This window comes from Pseudomonas sp. ADAK2 (assembly GCF_012935755.1).
Lineage (GTDB): Bacteria > Pseudomonadota > Gammaproteobacteria > Pseudomonadales > Pseudomonadaceae > Aquipseudomonas.
The window spans coordinates 3,800,010-3,816,170 of sequence record NZ_CP052862.1 but is presented as its reverse complement, the minus strand read 5'-3'; the positions used below and the strand labels follow the sequence as shown (position 1 = coordinate 3,816,170).

Annotated in this window: 12 protein-coding genes and 2 tRNA genes; 10 read left to right on the top strand and 4 right to left on the bottom strand. The window is 59.8% G+C overall.

Translation table 11 applies throughout. The features are described 5' to 3' along the window. The first annotated feature begins 26 nt into the window (after nucleotides 1-26). Nucleotides 27-1,961 (top strand): methyl-accepting chemotaxis protein, encoded by a 1,935-nt coding sequence (locus HKK52_RS17620; RefSeq protein WP_169371878.1) that lies wholly within the window; start codon nucleotides 27-29, stop codon nucleotides 1,959-1,961. Between the two features lie 96 nt (nucleotides 1,962-2,057). Here HKK52_RS17620 and HKK52_RS17615 read toward each other — a convergent pair whose 3' ends face one another. The 4 genes from HKK52_RS17615 to HKK52_RS17600 form a co-directional block, all read right to left on the bottom strand. Further along, nucleotides 2,058-3,623, bottom strand: a complete 1,566-nt coding sequence (locus tag HKK52_RS17615; protein ID WP_169371877.1) for an ABC transporter permease — start codon at nucleotides 3,621-3,623, stop codon at nucleotides 2,058-2,060. After that, on the bottom strand, nucleotides 3,623-4,633 hold the full coding sequence (locus tag HKK52_RS17610; protein WP_169371876.1) for an extracellular solute-binding protein: 1,011 nt from the start codon (nucleotides 4,631-4,633) through the stop codon (nucleotides 3,623-3,625). The genes HKK52_RS17615 and HKK52_RS17610 overlap by 1 nt, the downstream gene beginning before the upstream one ends. 353 nt (nucleotides 4,634-4,986) lie before the next feature. Next, nucleotides 4,987-5,073 (bottom strand) — tRNA-Leu (locus tag HKK52_RS17605). A gap of 166 nt (nucleotides 5,074-5,239) precedes the next feature. Then, a tRNA-Leu gene (locus tag HKK52_RS17600) sits at nucleotides 5,240-5,326 on the bottom strand. 226 nt (nucleotides 5,327-5,552) lie between these two features. Here HKK52_RS17600 and rnr point away from each other — a divergent pair. The 9 genes from rnr to HKK52_RS17555 all read left to right on the top strand — a co-directional run bounded on the left by rnr (nucleotide 5,553) and on the right by HKK52_RS17555 (nucleotide 16,074). Next, nucleotides 5,553-8,183, top strand: coding sequence for a ribonuclease R (gene rnr / locus HKK52_RS17595; protein ID WP_169371875.1), 2,631 nt, complete (start codon nucleotides 5,553-5,555; stop codon nucleotides 8,181-8,183). Further along, nucleotides 8,180-8,941, top strand: coding sequence for a 23S rRNA (guanosine(2251)-2'-O)-methyltransferase RlmB (rlmB, locus tag HKK52_RS17590; protein WP_133839425.1), 762 nt, complete (start codon nucleotides 8,180-8,182; stop codon nucleotides 8,939-8,941). Before rnr ends, rlmB begins: the two co-directional genes overlap by 4 nt. A 313-nt stretch (nucleotides 8,942-9,254) precedes the next feature. Then, nucleotides 9,255-9,677: a 30S ribosomal protein S6 gene (gene rpsF / locus HKK52_RS17585; protein ID WP_003217491.1), complete on the top strand. Its 423-nt coding sequence runs from the start codon at nucleotides 9,255-9,257 to the stop codon at nucleotides 9,675-9,677. A gap of 28 nt (nucleotides 9,678-9,705) precedes the next feature. Beyond that, nucleotides 9,706-9,936 carry a 30S ribosomal protein S18 gene (gene rpsR, locus HKK52_RS17580; RefSeq protein WP_002551829.1) on the top strand — a complete coding sequence of 77 codons (231 nt, stop codon included), beginning with the start codon at nucleotides 9,706-9,708 and terminating at the stop codon, nucleotides 9,934-9,936. A 37-nt stretch (nucleotides 9,937-9,973) separates the two neighbouring features. After that, a complete protein-coding gene (locus tag HKK52_RS17575; RefSeq protein ID WP_169371874.1) occupies nucleotides 9,974-10,864 on the top strand; it encodes a hypothetical protein in 891 nt (296 codons plus the stop codon). Nucleotides 10,865-10,883: 19 nt separating this feature from the next. Continuing rightward, nucleotides 10,884-11,330, top strand: a complete 447-nt coding sequence (gene rplI / locus HKK52_RS17570) for a 50S ribosomal protein L9 (RefSeq protein WP_054044100.1) — start codon at nucleotides 10,884-10,886, stop codon at nucleotides 11,328-11,330. A 119-nt stretch (nucleotides 11,331-11,449) separates the two neighbouring features. Then, complete coding sequence (gene dnaB / locus HKK52_RS17565; RefSeq protein WP_092274083.1) at nucleotides 11,450-12,844, top strand: replicative DNA helicase; 1,395 nt, start codon at nucleotides 11,450-11,452, stop codon at nucleotides 12,842-12,844. A gap of 222 nt (nucleotides 12,845-13,066) precedes the next feature. Beyond that, nucleotides 13,067-15,370, top strand: a complete 2,304-nt coding sequence (locus tag HKK52_RS17560) for a YgiQ family radical SAM protein (protein ID WP_169374258.1) — start codon at nucleotides 13,067-13,069, stop codon at nucleotides 15,368-15,370. Nucleotides 15,371-15,555: 185 nt separating this feature from the next. Beyond that, on the top strand, nucleotides 15,556-16,074 hold the full coding sequence (locus HKK52_RS17555; protein ID WP_169371873.1) for a hypothetical protein: 519 nt from the start codon (nucleotides 15,556-15,558) through the stop codon (nucleotides 16,072-16,074). Nucleotides 16,075-16,161 lie beyond the last annotated feature (87 nt).

Below are 16,161 nucleotides of genomic sequence, written 5' to 3'. Positions count from 1 at the left end.
AATGGCGCCAAGCAGAGGGATTTTAAGTGTCAGCCATTCTCTCACTGTTACAAAGCCGTCTTCTGCGGCCTGTGTTCGTTACCCTTGGTATCGCCCTTTTGGTGCAAGTGCTGGTTGCCGTCGCCCTGACTCGGAGCACGGTCACTGCGCTGGAAGCCGATCTCGGCGTGCGCTTGGGGGCTGACAGTCAAAAGCTGTCTGGTGAACTGGAGCAGGCGGGGCGTGAAGTCACGTCGAGCCTGGACAGTCTGTCAACCAACACCCGTCAGCGACTCACTGCCGGTTTGTCCTCACGTCTGAAGGACGAACAGGCGCAGTTACGTACGACTTTGGAAAAAGACCTGAAGGACTCTGCCAATGACATGGCTCAGCTCCTGGCCTCGGTCGCACCCCGCGCCATGTGGGACAGCGACGTGCCTACCCTGTCCGAATTCGCCCGCCGGGCCCAGCGCAATCCAAACGTGCTGTTCGTGATTTACGACGACGCCACCGGCCAGCACCTGACGCGCTATTTGAATCGCGAGAACCCGATCAACAAAGCGCTGCTGGAGAAAGGCCAGGGCGAGCGCGCATTGGACAAAGTGCTGGATGCGGCGAAGAACGATCCATCGGTCTACTACCTCGAAGCCTCAATCAGCCCCAATGGCGTGGAAATCGGCAAGGTCTTGATGGGCGTCTCCACCGCGTCCGTGGAAGTCGATCTGGCGGCCCTCGACAAGCGCTTCTCGGCGTTGATCGCCAGCAGTGATCAACTGGTCGGCGACAGCCTCAAAGGCGCAGCCGCTGACAGCGCAGCAGCAATGGGCGCGCGCCTGAAGTCGGCGCAGTCCACGGCTTCTCAAATGCAGGCCAATACCACCAGTACCGTGCAGGAAGCGGCGGGCACCTTGCGCTGGCGCATCGGCATGGGCCTGGCGGTGGTCGGTTTCGGCGTGTTGCTTTTGTTGGCCGTGGTGCTGGGTCGTCGCGTGGTCAATCGCCTGAAGCTGCTGATTGCGGCCATGGATGATCTGGCGGCGGGTGAGGGTGACCTGACCAAGCGTGTGCAGATCAACAGCAAGGACGAAATCGGCGACATGGCCTCGGCGGTCAATCGCTTTGTGGATAAGTTGCAGCCGATCGTGCGCGAAGCGGGCGACGTGGCCCAGCGTACCGGCGTGGAAATCGGTGCCATGACCTTGCGCAATGCCGGGGCCGATAAAGCGGCAGGCATGCAGCGTGATGAAGTCGCCGAGAGCCTGCGCGCGTTGTCGCAAATGGCCGATGAGGCACAGTCGGAAAGCCATGCGATGCAGGCAGCCTTGCAGCAGGTGGTAGATATCCGTTCGGCCACCGATGAGAACACCCGGACTTCGGCCAAGGTCGGCAGCCTGATCGAGGCGCTGGCCGGGCAGGTCGACACTGGCGCGAAAGTCATCGAACGCCTGGCGCAGCAAAGTGAACAGATTGAAGTGGTGCTGACAGTGATTCACGGGATCGCCGAGCAAACCAACCTGCTGGCGCTGAACGCCGCTATCGAGGCGGCGCGGGCGGGTGAGACCGGTCGTGGGTTCGCCGTTGTGGCAGATGAAGTGCGAGCGCTAGCGAGCAAGACGCAAAGCTCTACCGGCGATATCCAGGCGCATATCGTGGCCTTGCAGCAAGGCGCGCGTGAGGCGGTGGCGGCGATCGGTCAGGCCGGGCGTCAGGCCAGTGAAGGTTTGCTGGTATTGCGCGACAGTGCGCGGTTGCAGCAGTCGGTGCAGGTCTCGGTCGAGCAGGTGCACGCGGCGATCGGCCTGGCGACCCAGGCAGCGGCGCATCAGGCCCAAGGCGCGCAAGCGGTGCGCGGTCGGGTGGAAACCATTCACGCACAGGCTGAAAAAGCGGCTCAGGCGGTGGTGGAAACCACGGCCAGCGGCAAAGTGCTGGATGGATTGGCGGCGCAGTTGAAGGCGAGTCTGGGGCAGTTCAGGGCTTAGGATTTTCGTTGTCTGGGCTGGCGCCATCGCGGGCAAGCCTTGCTCCTACGGGATATGCGTGATCCCTGTAGGAGCAAGGCCTGCCCGCGATGCTTTTCAGCGGCTCAAATACATTCGAGTTGTTAACAGGTACACCGGCAACCCCGACACCAGAATCAACAACGCCGCGTAAGGCGCCGCCGCCGCAAACTCCACGTTCGCGGTATGCGCCCACACTTCGGTCGCCAGCGTATTCAGCCCGGTCGGGCTCAGCAGCAGCGTGGCCGTCAGTTCTTTCATCGCATCCAGAAACACCAGCGCAAACGCCGCGCCCAATGCGGGGAAGATGATCGGCAAGGTCACGCGGCAAAACGCGCTGAACGACGACGCGCCCAGCGTGCGTGCCGCCTCTTCCAGTTGCGGTGCGGCCTTGTTCAGCGCCGTGCGAATCGGCGCCTGGGCCAGCGGCAGGAACAGCAGCGCATAAGCGATCAGCAATAGTGTCGACGTCTGGTACAGCGCCGGCACGTAGTGCAGGGCGAAATACACCAGGGTCAGCGCAATCACCAGGCCAGGGAGCGCGTGCAGCAGATACGGCAAGCGCTCGGCCCAGATTGCCAATTGGCCTTTGTAACGCACCACCAGCAAGCCCACAGGTACCGCCAGCACCAGGCACAGCGCGGCACCACCCAGCGATAGCGCCAGGGATGACAGCAGCGCCTCGCTGATTGCCGCTATCGGGAAAGCAGCTGACGAGCCAACCGCCAGCCAGTACGCCAGCATCCCTAGCGGAATGCCGCTGCCGATAATCGCCAATGCCAGGCAATAAACCTGTCCCGCCACGGCCCATGGTCCCAGGCGAACTTGTTCTGCATGTCGCGCGGCACCTTGGCCGGTCCGCACATGTCGACCCTTGCCACGCACCCGCAGCTCCAGCCACAGCAGCACCAGACACAACGCCAGCAACACCGCCGACAGCATCGCCGCGTTGGCGTTACTGAACTCCAGTTCAAACTGTTGATAAATCGCCGTGGTGAACGTTTGCAGGCCGATGATCGACAGCGCGCCGAATTCCACCAGCATGTGCAGCGCAATCAGCAGCGAGCCGGCCAGCAAGGACGGCCAGAGCAGCGGCAGGGTGATCCGGAAAAACACGCCCCAGCGATTCTGCCCCAGGGTGCGGGCGGATTCTTCCAGCGATGGATCAAGATTGCGCAGGGTTGCCGCCACTGGCAGAAACACCAGCGGATACTTGGACAGGGTCATCACCAGAATTGCCCCGCCCAAGCCCTCGAAATGCGCGCTGAGGGAAACCCAGGTAAAGCTGCTGACGAATGCCGGAACGGCAAACGGTAAGCACAGGATTACGCCCCACAGCCGCCGGCCCTTCAGATTGCTCCGTTCCAGCAACCAGGCCAGCGATAGACCGATCACGCCGCAAGCCAGCGTCACGCCAACCATCAGCGACAACGTGTTGCGCAGCAGGCCAAACACATACGGCCGCCACAGCAAATGCAGCGCCTCGGCCCAACCAGCCTGCCAGGTCTTGAGCCCGACATACGCCAGCGGCAACAGGCTGAGCACCACCAGCAGCAACACCGGTAGCAGCAACCAGATCGACGGCCGTTTGCGCCGTGGCACGTAACCCCCGCGCGCGGCGGGGGCGGATAACGATGCGCTCATCAGTTCAAGCCAACGTCACGTTCCAGGTCCAGGGCTTCTTCGGCATTGCCGAGGTCGGCCGGGGTGACTTTCGGCGCTTCGAGTTCGCTGAACGGCTTGAGCCCGCGGTCCGATTCCATGCCTTTGTGCAGTGGGTATTCGGCGGTGGTCTGGGTAATCACGCGCTGACCTTCTTCGCTGGCCATGTAGGCGAGGAATTGCTGGGCTTCTTTGGGATGTTTGCTGGACTTCAGCACGGCCGCGCTGGAGACGGTGATCAATCCGCCGACGTCGCCGCCGGTGAAGTAATGCAGTTTCGAATCGAGCTGGCCTTTTTCACGCTGCAGGGCGAACCAGTAATAGTTGTTCACCAGCACGGTGGCGACTTCGCCGTTTTCCACGGCTTTCAGCGCAACCATATTGTTGCTATAGACCTTGCCGAAGGCGCGCAGGCCGGTCAGCCATTCTTCGGCAGCGTCCATGCCGTGGGTCTTGATAATCGCCACGGCCTGTTCCTGGAACGCGCCGCTGGTCGGCACGAAACCGACTTTGCCTTGCCATTTTGGATCGGAGAATTCCATCACCGATTTGGGCAGGTCTTTTTCATCGACCAGCTTCGGGTTGAAGGCGACCACGCGGACCCGTGCGGTGATGCCGATCCAGGTGCCGTTGCCGGCGACGTAGTCTTTCGGCAGGACGGCGAGGGTGGTGGCGTCGGTCTGGGCCAGCAGGCCTTGTTCGCCCAGTTTGTTCAGCGGCGGCGATTCTTCGGTATAGATCACGTCAGCGGGGGAGCGATCGCCTTCTTCGACGACCTGGCTGGCGAGCTGGTTGCTGCTGCCCTTGCGCACGTTGACGTGAATCCCGGTCTTGGCTTCGAAGGCTTTGGCGACCGCATCGCCGACTTCCTTGTGTTGGCCGTTGTAGAGCGTCAGGGAAACCGGGTCGGCGGCTTGGGTGAGGGGAGTGGCGAGCGCCAGGCCGAGCAGGGTAAAGGTCAGGCTACGGCGCAGGGTATTTCGAAACATCATTCGCAGGGTTCCTCACTGTCGCATTGCAAAAACTTGCAACAATGATAAACGATATTGTTTCTCAAGTGCGCTTTGCGGGGGCTGGCGAGGCTTTGCTACAGGGGGGAGGCGGGCCTTTGTAGCAGCTGGCGAAGCCTGCGTTCGGCTGCGCAGCAGTCGCGAAATCATAGAATACGGTCATTCGGAAGAAACTGGTGCGCAGGTTTACGACTGCTGCGCAGCCGAACGCAGGCTTCGCCAGCTGCTACAGGAGGGTGTGGGCTTGCGCAGTTCCGGGTTTTTGAAAGCCAGAAACGCAAAAACCCGCTTTCGCGGGTTTTTGTGAAATTCCAGATCGACTCTGAAATTTGAATTGGTGCCCAGAAGAAGACTCGAACTTCCACGACCTTGCGGTCACCAGCACCTGAAGCTGGCGTGTCTACCAATTTCACCATCTGGGCAGTATCAGCAACGTTGCCGCTGTTGATGTGGCGCACTATACGGAGAGCATTTTGATCTGTAAACCCCTGATTTGGTTTTAATAAATCAGAAGCCCTGAATGCAAAAAACCCGCTTTCGCGGGTTTTTGTGTGAGCCTTGAAATTGATCTAATCTCAAGCTCGAAATTGGTGCCCAGAAGAAGACTCGAACTTCCACGACCTTGCGGTCACCAGCACCTGAAGCTGGCGTGTCTACCAATTTCACCATCTGGGCAGTATCGGCAACGCTAGTGCGTCGTCGATGGCGCGCACTATACGGAGCGTCTTTTTAACTGTAAACCCCTGTCGCTAAAAAAACCTGGAAAATTTCTCCAGCGGCATTTAAATCAGCTTCGCGGTGTCGATAAAGGGCTTTAGATGGGCTGTCACAGCCTGAAATTTCCCGTTTCATTACGCCTATGCCAAACTAACCCGCATATAGACAAGGTGAAAACTCTCTAATGGCCGATTGGCAGTCCCTCGATCCCGAGGCCGCTCGTGAAGCGGAAAAATATGAAAACCCTATTCCTAGCCGCGAACTGATCCTTCAGCACCTTGCTGATCGAGGTTCGCCTGCTAACCGCGAGCAGTTGGTCGAGGAGTTTGGTCTGACCACAGAAGACCAGCTCGAAGCCCTGCGTCGCCGCCTGCGCGCCATGGAGCGCGACGCTCAACTGATCTATACCCGTCGCGGCACCTATGCGCCTGTGGATAAGCTCGACCTGATCCTGGGCCGCATCAGCGGTCACCGTGACGGTTTCGGCTTCCTGGTTCCGGACGACGGCAGTGACGACCTGTTCATGAGCCCGGCGCAAATGCGTCTGGTGTTCGACGGCGACCGTGCTCTGGCCCGTGTTTCCGGCCTGGACCGTCGCGGTCGCCGCGAAGGCATGATCGTCGAAGTCGTTTCCCGTGCCCACGAGACTATCGTCGGCCGTTACTTCGAAGAAGGCGGTATCGGCTTCGTGGTTGCGGATAACCCGAAGATCCAGCAAGAAGTGCTGGTCACCCCGGGTCGCAACGCCAATGCCAATATCGGTCAGTTCGTCGAAGTGAAGATCACTCACTGGCCAACGCCACGCTTCCAGCCGCAAGGCGACGTGGTTGAAGTCGTGGGTAACTACATGGCGCCGGGCATGGAAATCGACGTCGCCCTGCGCGCGTACGATATCCCGCACGTATGGCCTGAGGCTGTGCTCAAAGAAGCCGCCAAGCTCAAGCCTGAAGTCGAAGAGAAAGACAAAGAGAAGCGCGTCGACCTGCGCCATCTGCCGTTCGTAACCATCGACGGTGAAGATGCGCGGGACTTCGATGACGCCGTTTATTGCGAATCCAAGCCAGGCAAGCTGCGCCTGTTCTCCGGCGGCTGGAAGTTGTACGTGGCAATTGCCGACGTCTCCAGCTACGTGAAGATCGGTTCGGCGCTGGACAACGAATCCCAGGTTCGCGGTAACTCGGTGTACTTCCCCGAGCGCGTTGTGCCAATGCTGCCTGAGCAGCTGTCCAACGGCCTGTGCTCGCTGAACCCGCACGTCGATCGCCTGGCCATGGTTTGCGAGATGACCATCTCCAAATCCGGCGAGATGACCGACTACTGCTTCTACGAAGCGGTGATTCACTCCCACGCTCGCCTGACCTATAACAAGGTCAGCGCGATGCTGGAAACGCCGAAACTCACCGAGGCGCGTCAGCTTCGTGGCGAGTACACCGACGTTCTGCCGCACCTCAAGCAGCTTTACGCACTGTACAAAGTGCTGCTGGCCGCTCGTCACGTGCGGGGGGCGATCGATTTTGAAACTCAGGAAACCCGGATCATCTTCGGCACTGAGCGCAAGATTGCCGAAATCCGTCCGACCGTGCGTAACGATGCGCACAAACTGATCGAGGAGTGCATGCTGGCGGCCAACGTGGCCACTGCTGAATTCCTGAAGAAACACGAAATTCCTGCGCTGTATCGCGTGCACAACGGTCCGCCACCGGAGCGTCTGGAAAAACTGCGCGCCTTCCTTGGCGAGCTCGGCCTGTCCCTGCACAAAGGCAAGGACGGCCCGTCGCCGAAGGATTACCAGGCCTTGCTGGCGAGCATCAAGGACCGTCCGGATTTCCACCTGATCCAGACCGTCATGCTGCGCTCGTTGAGCCAGGCGGTGTATAGCGCCGATAACCAGGGCCACTTCGGCCTGAATTACGAAGCCTATACCCACTTCACCTCGCCGATCCGCCGCTACCCGGACTTGCTCACGCACCGGGCGATCCGCAGTGTTATCCATTCCAAGCAAGACACGCCGCACGTTCGTCGTGCCGGCGCGATGACCATTCCGAAAGCGCGGATCTATCCGTACGACGAAGCGGCCCTGGAGCAGCTCGGCGAGCAGTGCTCGATGAGCGAACGCCGTGCCGACGAAGCGACCCGCGACGTGGTGAACTGGCTCAAGTGCGAGTTCATGAAAGACCGCGTGGGCGAATCGTTCCCGGGTGTGATCACCGCCGTGACCGGTTTTGGCCTGTTCGTCGAGCTGACCGATATCTACGTCGAAGGCTTGGTGCACGTCACCGCGCTGCCGGGGGATTACTACCACTTCGATCCTGTGCACCACCGCCTCGCCGGTGAGCGTACCGGTCGTAGCTTCCGCCTCGGCGACACTGTTGAAGTGCGCGTGATGCGCGTTGACCTCGACGAACGCAAAATCGACTTCGAGATGGCTGAAAAGACCATCAGTGCGCCGATCGGCCGCAAGAAACGCGGCGCCGAAACCACAGCGCCTGCGGCGAAAACCGCCGCTGCAGCAGAGCCGGCCCCGGCAAAAACCGGTCGTCGTCCTGCCAAGGAAAAAGCGCCTGAAGCCTATCGCCCAAGCGATGCGGCGGCGAAAAACGCCGAGCTGCGCAAAAGCCGTGAAATGAAGCAGGCGTTGCTGTCTGAAGCGAAAAGCGGCGGTAAAGCGGCGTCTGGGGGAAAGACCGGACGGTCGGCGCCTGACAAGGCTCCCGGCGGCAAGCCGGCCAGTAAACACCGTAAAGGCCCGCCAAAATCGGGCTCGGCTCCAGCTGCCAAAAGCGGTGGGGCGCGTAAACCTAAGGCCAAGTCATGAGTCAGTTGGAAAAAATCTACGGCGTGCATGCGGTAGAAGCGTTGCTGCGTCACCACCCGAAACGCGTCAAACAGATCTGGCTGGCTGAAGGCCGCAGCGATCCGCGGGTTCAGACGCTGATCGCGTTGGCAGCCGAAAATCGTGTCGCCGTCGGTAACGCCGAGCGTCGCGAGCTGGATGCCTGGGTCGACGGCGTGCACCAGGGCGTGGTCGCGGACGTGAGTCCGAGCCAGGTCTGGGGCGAGGCGATGCTCGACGAGCTGCTGGACCGATCCGAAGGCGCACCGTTGCTGCTGGTGCTCGACGGCGTGACCGACCCGCACAACCTCGGCGCTTGCCTGCGTTCGGCCGATGCGGCCGGTGCGTTGGCGGTGATCGTGCCGAAAGACAAGTCAGCCACCCTGACCCCGACAGTGCGTAAAGTGGCCTGCGGCGCGGCGGAAGTGATTCCATTGGTTGCGGTGACCAACCTGGCGCGCACGCTTGAGAAACTCAAGCAGCGCGGCTTGTGGGTCGTCGGTACGGCGGGCGAGGCCGAGCAGAGTCTGTATCAGCAAGACATGACCGGCCCGACCATCCTGATCATGGGCGCCGAAGGCAGCGGCATGCGTCGCCTGACTCGCGATCTGTGCGACTACCTGGTGCACTTGCCGATGACCGGCAGCGTCAGCAGCCTCAACGTTTCCGTGGCGACTGGCGTTTGCCTGTTCGAAGCCCAGCGCCAGCGCAGCGTCAAGGCTGCCACCAAAAAGTCCTGACACACTGCTGTCTGTAGGAGCAAAGCTTGCTCGCGATAGCGGTGTAACATTCAGCATCAATGTTGAATGTTGCGCCCTCATCGCGAGCAAGCTTTGCTCCTACAGTGGTTTGTGGGGTGGCGAAAATAGGTGGGTGAACGAACTGTTCAAATAATCACCAATTGCCTTGCACCTCTCCAGTCCCTTCTCTACAATTGCGCCCCTTGCTGTGACGGCAGGCACGCATGTGTCTATCGCAAGCAAGTCCATAAGTGTCATTCACTCCTTGTCTGACCGTTTTTGAACGGCAGGCTACAACCCGTAAGGAGCATTCATGCGTCATTACGAAATCATCTTTTTGGTCCACCCGGATCAAAGCGAGCAAGTCGGCGGCATGGTAGAGCGTTACACCAAGCTGATCGAAGAAGACGGCGGCAAAATCCACCGTCTGGAAGATTGGGGCCGTCGTCAACTGGCCTATGCAATCAACAATGTTCACAAGGCTCACTACGTGATGCTGAACGTTGAATGCACTGGCAAGGCCCTGGCCGAGCTGGAAGACAACTTCCGCTACAACGATGCAGTGATCCGTAACCTGGTCATCCGTCGCGAAGAAGCCGTTACCGGCCAATCCGAGATGCTCAAGGCTGAAGAAAACCGCAGTGAGCGCCGTGAGCGTCGCGACCGTCCTGAGCACGAAGGCGCTGAAAGCGCTGATAGTGATGACAGCGACAACAGCGATAACGCTGACGAGTAATCCACGGACCTTTTGAGGAGCCTATTACATGGCACGTTTCTTCCGTCGTCGTAAATTCTGCCGCTTCACCGCTGAAGACGTGAAAGAGATCGATTACAAAGATCTCAACACTCTGAAAGCCTATGTATCCGAGACCGGCAAAATCGTTCCAAGCCGTATCACCGGTACCAAAGCACGTTATCAGCGTCAGCTGGCCACCGCTATCAAGCGCGCCCGCTTCCTGGCCCTGCTGGCCTACACCGACAGCCACGGCCGCTGAGACCGGGCAGTCGACAAGTAAGTAAGGGATCGAATGCATGCGTGCCTTAGCTGAATTCATCATGCGGGGACGCGTGCAGGCCACGCTGGTTGTGGCCGGATCTGCGGCATTGCCGCTGTTGTTCTGGTTGAGTGCCGCTGCAGGTTGCCTTGTGCTCCTGCGGCGCGGTTCGGACGCCTTGAGCGTCCTGGGTCTGGGAGTGTTGTCAGCGTTAGTGAGCTGGCACTACCTGCATGACCCGACGGCATTAATCGTGCTGGTCGGGGCTTGCAGTCTGGCGTTGGTTTTACGCGCCGGCCATTCCTGGAATCGCGTGCTGCTGGTCAGCGTGGTCGTGGGATTGTTATTTGCGGTGATTCTGGGGACTGTATTCAGTTCCTTCATCGAGTCACTGGCGCAGACGTTTGAACAAGTCCTGCCGCTGGCGATGGGTGAGGTCTACGAGAAGTTTTCGGCAGACCAGAAAGCGTTTCTCACGGCATTGGCTGTTCCACTGTCGATCATTTCGACTGCGGTTTCGTTGCAGGTTTTTAGCGTGCTGTGCCTGATTCTTGGGCGCTATTGGCAGGCGTTGTTGTATAACCCCGGCGGTTTTGGTCGCGAGTTTCGCGCCATCCGACTGCCCAAAGGCGTTGCGCTGTCGCTGCTGGCCGTCATGTGTGTTGCCCCGTTTTTCGGGTTGCATGCCTTGATCCTGTTGCCGTTGTGCAGCGTACCGCTGTTCTTCGCCGGTCTGGCCCTGATTCATGGGTTGGTGGCGCAGAAACGCTTGGGCGGTTTCTGGCTGGTGGGGATATACGTCACGCTCGTGCCTTTCATGCACTTGCTCGGTCCGTTACTGGTGGTCTTGGCCATCGTCGACAGCCTGATTGATTTTCGCGGTCGTCTGGCGTCGAAAGACGCCGATAACGCGAACGGTGAAGGTTAAAAGTTAAGAGGATTTTCACATGCAACTGATCCTTCTGGAAAAAGTCACCAACCTGGGCAACCTGGGTGACAAAGTGAACGTTAAGGCTGGTTACGGTCGTAACTACCTGCTGCCTTACGGCAAAGCGACCGCTGCGACCGCTGCCAACGTGGCTGCGTTCGAAGAGCGTCGCGCTGAGCTTGAAAAAGCCGCAGCAGACCGTAAGACTTCGGCTGAAAACCGCGCCGCCCAACTGGCTGAGCTGGAAGTGACTATCACTGCCACCGCTGGTGACGAAGGCAAGCTGTTCGGTTCGATCGGTACTCACGACATCGCTGATGCACTGACCGCCTCCGGCGTTGAAGTGGCAAAAAGCGAAGTTCGTCTGCCGAACGGCACCATCCGCAACGTAGGCGAATTCGACGTAGCCGTGCACCTGCACGCTGAAGTTGAAGCCACCGTACGCGTTGTCGTGGTAGCAGCTTAAGCAGCACTTGTCGGCTGGCACCCTTGGGTGCTTGCCGGTAACATCGGGCACGATCCTGTTTACAGGTCGTGCCCTTTGTCTTTCTGCAGTTCCTGATTTTCACAACTATTCAAGTGGCCATGAACGATATCTCCGCTCCTGAGCAATACGATCTGCAAACCGCTGCCCTGAAGGTGCCGCCGCACTCCATCGAGGCCGAACAGGCTGTGCTCGGTGGTTTGATGCTGGACAACAACGCCTGGGAACGCGTGCTCGATCAAGTGTCGGACGGCGATTTCTATCGGCATGACCACCGCCTGATCTTCCGTGCCATCGCCAAATTGGCGGACCTGAACTCGCCAATCGACGTCGTGACCCTGGCCGAGCAATTGGACAAGGAAGGTCAGACTTCGCAAGTGGGGGGCCTCGGTTACCTCGGCGAACTCGCAAAAAACACGCCGTCCGTCGCGAACATCAAGGCCTATGCCCAGATCGTCCGCGCGCGGGCCACCTTGCGCCAACTGATCGGCATTGCTTCCGAAATTGCCGACAGCGCCTTCAACCCCGAAGGCCGCACGGCGGAAGAGATTCTCGACGAAGCCGAACGGCAGATCTTCCAGATTGCCGAGGCCCGGCCAAAAACCGGCGGCCCGGTGAGCGTGAATGACCTGCTGACCAAGGCCATCGACCGCATTGACACCTTGTTCAATACCGACAACGCCATCACTGGCCTGTCCACCGGCTACACCGACCTCGACGGCATGACCAGCGGCCTGCAACCGTCTGACCTGATCATCGTGGCCGGCCGTCCATCCATGGGTAAAACCACCTTTGCGATGAACCTGGTGGAAAACGCCGTATTGCGCAGCGACAAGTGCGTCCTGGTTTACTCGCTGGAGATGCCAGGCGAATCGCTGATCATGCGTATGTTGTCGTCCCTGGGCCGCATCGACCAGACCAAGGTCCGGGCCGGTCGCCTCGACGACGACGATTGGCCGCGCCTGACGTCGGCGGTCAATTTGCTCAACGATCGCAAGCTGTTCATCGACGATACGGCGGGTATCAGCCCCTCGGAGATGCGTGCGCGGACCCGGCGCCTGGTGCGCGAGCACGGCGACGTGGCCCTGATCATGATCGACTACCTGCAATTGATGCAGATTCCCGGTTCCGGCGGTGACAACCGGACCAACGAGATTTCCGAAATCTCCCGTTCCTTGAAGGCCCTGGCCAAGGAATTCAACTGCCCGGTGGTGGCGCTCTCGCAGCTCAACCGCTCCCTGGAGCAACGGCCGAACAAACGCCCAATCAACTCCGACCTCCGGGAATCCGGAGCGATCGAGCAGGATGCTGACGTGATCATGTTCGTGTACCGGGATGAGGTGTATCACCCGGAAACCGAGCACAAGGGCATCGCCGAGATCATCATCGGTAAGCAGCGGAACGGCCCGATCGGCACGTCGCGCCTGGCGTTTATCGGTAAGTACACCCGTTTTGAAAACCTGGCGCCGGGTAGTTACAACTTCGACGATGAATAAGAAATTCAGCGTTTGACAGGGACTCTTCGCGGGCAAGCCTCGCTCCAACAGGTTCTGTATTGGATCGCGATTTTGCGAACGACACATGCTCTGTAGGAGCGAGGCTTGCCCGCGAAGGGGGCCAACACCTATTTCCGACCATAGCCGTCGGAATTGGTTATTTTTTGTGCTATATTCCGCGCCCGCGAAATTCAATGAAAGCCAACACCGGTTATCGACATGATGCAAGCAGCCAAGCCGTTATTTGACTATCCCAAGTACTGGGCCGAATGTTTCGGGCCAGCGCCATTCCTGCCCATGAGCAGGGAGGAAATGGATCAGCTCGGCTGGGATTCCTGCGACATCATCATCGTCACCGGCGATGCCTACGTTGACCATCCGTCGTTCGGCATGGCGATCATCGGCCGGCTGCTGGAGTCCCAGGGCTTCCGCGTCGGGATCATTGCCCAGCCGAACTGGCAGTCCAAAGACGATTTCATGAAGCTCGGCGAGCCGAACCTGTTCTTCGGTGTCGCGGCCGGCAACATGGACTCGATGATCAACCGCTACACCGCCGACAAGAAAATCCGTTCCGATGACGCCTACACCCCCGGTGGCCTGGCGGGCAAACGTCCGGACCGTGCGAGCCTGGTCTACAGCCAGCGCTGCAAGGAAGCCTACAAAAACGTGCCGATCGTCCTCGGTGGCATCGAAGCTTCGCTGCGCCGCATCGCCCACTACGATTACTGGCAGGACCGGGTGCGCAACTCGATCCTGATCGACGCCTGCGCCGACATCCTGCTCTACGGCAACGCCGAGCGTGCGATCGTCGAAGTCGCCCAGCGTCTGTCCTACGGTCACAAGATCGAAGACATCACCGACGTGCGCGGCACCGCGTTCATCCGTCGCGATACGCCGAAAGACTGGTACGAAGTCGATTCCACGCGCATCGACCGTCCGGGCAAGGTCGACAAGATCATCAACCCGTACGTGAATACCCAGGACACCCAGGCCTGCGCCATCGAGCAGGAAAAGGGTCCGCTGGAAGATCCGGAAGAAGCCAAAGTCGTGCAGATTCTGGCCAGCCCGAAGATGACCCGCGACAAGACTGTGATTCGTCTGCCGTCGGTTGAGAAAGTCCGTGGCGACGCCGTTCTGTATGCTCACGCCAACCGTGTGCTTCACTTGGAAACCAACCCGGGCAACGCCCGTGCGCTGGTGCAGAAGCACGGCGAAGTCGACGTCTGGTTCAACCCGCCGCCGATTCCGATGACCACCGAAGAAATGGACTACGTGTTCGGCATGCCTTACGCACGGGTTCCGCACCCGGCGTACGGTAAGGAAAAGATTCCGGCCTACGACATGATCCGTTTCTCGGTGAACATCATGCGTGGCTGCTTCGGCGGCTGCACCTTCTGCTCGATCACCGAGCACGAAGGCCGGATCATCCAGAACCGTTCCGAAGAGTCGATCATTCGCGAAATCGAAGAGATCCGCGACAAGGTTCCAGGCTTCACCGGCGTCATTTCCGACCTCGGTGGCCCGACCGCGAACATGTACCGCATCGCCTGCAAGAGCCCGGAAATCGAATCCGCGTGCCGCAAGCCTTCGTGCGTGTTCCCCGGCATCTGCCCGAACCTGAACACCGACCACTCGTCGTTGATCCAGCTGTATCGCAGCGCCCGTGCCTTGCCGGGTGTGAAGAAGATCCTGATCGCGTCCGGCCTGCGCTACGACCTCGCGGTCGAGTCGCCGGAATACGTCAAGGAACTGGTGACCCACCACGTCGGTGGTTACCTGAAGATCGCCCCGGAACACACCGAGGAAGGTCCGCTCAACCAGATGATGAAACCGGGCATTGGCAGCTATGACAAGTTCAAGCGCATGTTCGAGAAGTACACCAAGGAAGCCGGGAAAGAGCAGTACCTGATTCCGTACTTCATCGCTGCCCACCCAGGCACTACCGACGAAGACATGATGAACCTGGCCCTGTGGCTCAAGGGCAACGGCTTCCGGGCCGACCAGGTGCAGGCGTTCTACCCGTCGCCGATGGCTACCGCCACTGCGATGTACCACTCGGGCAAGAACCCGCTGCGCAAGGTCACTTACAAGAGCGACACGGTCACCATCGTCAAGAGCGAAGAGCAGCGTCGCCTGCACAAGGCGTTCTTGCGATATCACGACCCGAAAGGCTGGCCGATGTTGCGCGAAGCGCTGACCCGCATGGGCCGCGCCGACCTGATCGGGCCGGGCAAGACCCAGTTGATCCCGCTGCATCAACCGGCCACCGACAGCTACCAGAGCGCCCGTCGCAAGAACTCGACGCCGGCTGGCAGCCATAAAGTGGCGGGGGAGAAGACCACCAAGATCCTCACCCAGCACACCGGCCTGCCGCCGCGTGCCAGTGACGGTGGTAACCCGTGGGACAAACGCGAACAGGCCAAGGCTGCGGCGTTCGCCCGCAACCAGCAAGCGGCCAAGGATCGCAAGGACGCGGCCAAAGGCAAAGGGCCCAAGCCTGCGCGCAAGCCGGTTGTGCCGCGCTAAACGCTGCTCGCTGACAACAGAACGCCAACCTTCGGGTTGGCGTTTTGCTGATCGTTCCCACGCTCTGCGTGGGAATGCCTCCAGGGACGCTCCGCGTCCAGTGACGCGGAGCGTCACGGGCTGCATTCCCACGCAGAGCGTGGGAACGATCAGGTTGCAGCTTTTCAACTTCAAGGAAGAACACCGTGTCCCGCCGCAAGAAATCCCCCGCGCCACAAACCGCCGCCGACAAGCTCATGCAGTTGAAATTCGCCCATTGGCTGGCCTGGCAACCGTATGTGCGGCGCTACGGCTGGATTCATGTGGCGGTCATGATGATGACGATTTTTGGCATGTCACTCACCGGCTCGGTGTTCGGTACGGAATTTTTCCCACATGACTACCCGATGATGGAGTACGTCCTCTTCGTCATGTTCGGCGGATGCCTGCTGATGTGCCTGTGTTTCATCGCGCTGCTTCGCGGCTACCCCAAGGCGGTCTGGGGGCTGTTCACGATGCTGGTGTTCTGCCTGTCGATCACGTTGCTGGTGATGGTCGAGGCGAATCGCGTGGGGTTTGTCTGGATCGCGGCGCTGCCGTCGCTGATCGGTTTGTACTTGATGAGCAAGCGTCGCTATCAACGCGGGATCAAGGTTTTGCAGGTAGGCGCTCGCATTCGTCAGCGGATCAAGCGGCTCGAAGCGAGCCTGAAGCACACGCTGTGAGGCTCACGCAGTAGCGGCTTGCTACATTTGCGTGCATCTGGCCCAAAGCAATTTCCCGCATCGCCCGATTTTGGTGCTGTACTGCCC